Genomic DNA, 2,067 nt, shown 5'->3' on the forward strand with positions numbered 1-2,067 from the left:
TGGCGATCACTCCATCCTTTGAAACCTACTATCGGGTCAAAGATGTCTTGTCAGAACATCTGGAAACAGATCCGGATGTTATTCGGCTGACAACTCATGACGGCCTCCAGTCCGATCTTGCCCGATGCATCACGTTGATCGCCGTCCTACGCAAGCACTGCTCCCAACCTCTTGGTGGCCATTCGCTCATACTAAGAGAAGCGCCCAAACAGGTAATTCAGGTAAGAGCCCATATTCACGAGCTCGAACATTCCAGAGACGATATCCCTGTCTTGCCATGCCCGCCCGAGTTCTTTGAAGGCGATGTGTTAGTCTGTGACGATTTTCGAGGGCTGATCGATTGTCTCGATGAATCTGCCATTCTGGTTGGCGCGCCTGACGACCTTGGAATTGATCTCGCCGTCCGAATCGCTCTGTTCAAAAATGCGATTGCGCAAGGTGATTCCCCTGACTGGAGCGGCGTGGTTGTTCCAGCCATTGGGTCCAGATTCCGGGAGTTGTGCCAGCAGGTTTGCGCCGACCAAGGGGACTCCACGCCGCCCAAGATTCTCCGATCAATCATTGAGACTATCAAAGGACACAATCTTCCCGCCGTACACGCTCTTCGGACAGGGCCAGGCGGAAATGACCCGCAAAGAATGCGTGGCTCTGATAAGGCGCAACGTCGAGATATCGATAGGGAATTCCATCTTCATTACTGGGAGTGCGCCGACGGGACAGTCGAGTTGGCGTCCGTGGTTTATCACAACGATTTTTCAATTCCGGGATGATGCCGATGCAGGATGTTTGGCAATACAGCACCGTTCATAACAGCGCCTGCAAGGTCATCGAAGAACAGACCTTGTGGGGGCAGACGGCGTGCCGTGTCTGGTTGCCGAACCAGGACGCGGTGGTGCGCGTGCCCCGCTCCGCCTTGCGGCCGCTGAGTGCCGACCTGCAGCCGGAGATCGAGGCCGGGCGCATTGCCTATGTGGCCGCCGCAGCCAAGATAGCCGAGGTGCTCGAAGGCTCCATCAGCGCCACCGAGGGCCATGTGCTCTTGGCTCCTATGGAGTCCAATGTGATCCCGCTGCCGCACCAGATTCACGCCTTGTCCCGGGCCATCTCTGGTGACCGCGTGCGCTACCTGCTGGCCGACGAGGTGGGGCTCGGCAAGACGATTGAAGCCGGCTTGATCATGCGTGAACTCAAGCTGCGTGGAAAGGTAAGGCGAGTTCTTGTTGTCGCACCCAAAGGGTTGGCAACCCAGTGGGTGGCGGAAATGCAGACCCATTTCAATGAGCAGTTCCAGCTCGTGCTGGGCGACGACATCGGCACCTTGCAACGCCTGGCTTTAAGGTCGGACCACCGGAACTCAGCTTGGTCGATGTTCGATCAGGTCATCGTTTCCCAGGATTCGGTCAAGCCCATGGACAAGCGGCGCGGCTGGACTGCAGAACGGGTCGCCGAATACAACCGCAGTCGGTTCGAGGATTTGATTACCGCCGGTTGGGATCTAGTGATCGTGGACGAGGCCCACCGCCTGGGCGGAAGCACTGACCAGGTCGCCCGCTACAAGCTCGGTAAGGGCCTGGCGGAAGCCGCGCCTTATGTGTTGCTCCTTTCCGCCACGCCCCACCAGGGCAAGACGGATGCTTTCCATCGTTTGATGAGCTTGCTGGATGACGACGCCTTTCCGGATATGGACAGCGTCACCCGCGAGCGGGTGGCCCCGTATGTCATCCGTACCGAGAAGCGCAAGGCCATCGATGCCGACGGCAAGCCGCTCTTCAAACCCCGGCGCACGCAGATGGCCCCGGTGGCCTGGGAGAGCCGTCATCACCTGCAGCAGCTTCTTTACGAAGCGGTGACCGACTATGTGCGCGAGGGCTACAACCAGGCCCTGCGCGAGAAGAAGCGCCACATCGGCTTTCTGATGATCCTGATGCAGCGCCTGGTGGTCTCCAGCACCCGGGCGATTCGCACCACGTTGGAACGGCGACTTGCCGCACTCAAAGAAGGCGAACAGCAGGCCAGCCTGCGCCTGGCGGAGCTGGAAAACGGTACGGAGGGATCGGAAAACCCAGA

The 2,067-nt window shown here is 58.8% G+C and carries 2 protein-coding genes; both read left to right on the top strand.

The features are described 5' to 3' along the window. A partial coding sequence (locus DT343_RS08890; RefSeq protein WP_112862626.1) for a hypothetical protein occupies positions 1–770 on the top strand: 770 nt, incomplete at its 5' end. Positions 771–775: 5 nt separating this feature from the next. Beyond that, a partial coding sequence (locus DT343_RS08895) for a DEAD/DEAH box helicase (RefSeq protein ID WP_146756724.1) occupies positions 776–2,067 on the top strand: 1,292 nt, incomplete at its 3' end.

The sequence above is a fragment of the Brevundimonas vesicularis genome, assembly GCF_900445985.1.
In the GTDB taxonomy this organism is placed as follows: Bacteria; Pseudomonadota; Alphaproteobacteria; order Caulobacterales; family Caulobacteraceae; genus Brevundimonas; species Brevundimonas vesicularis_D.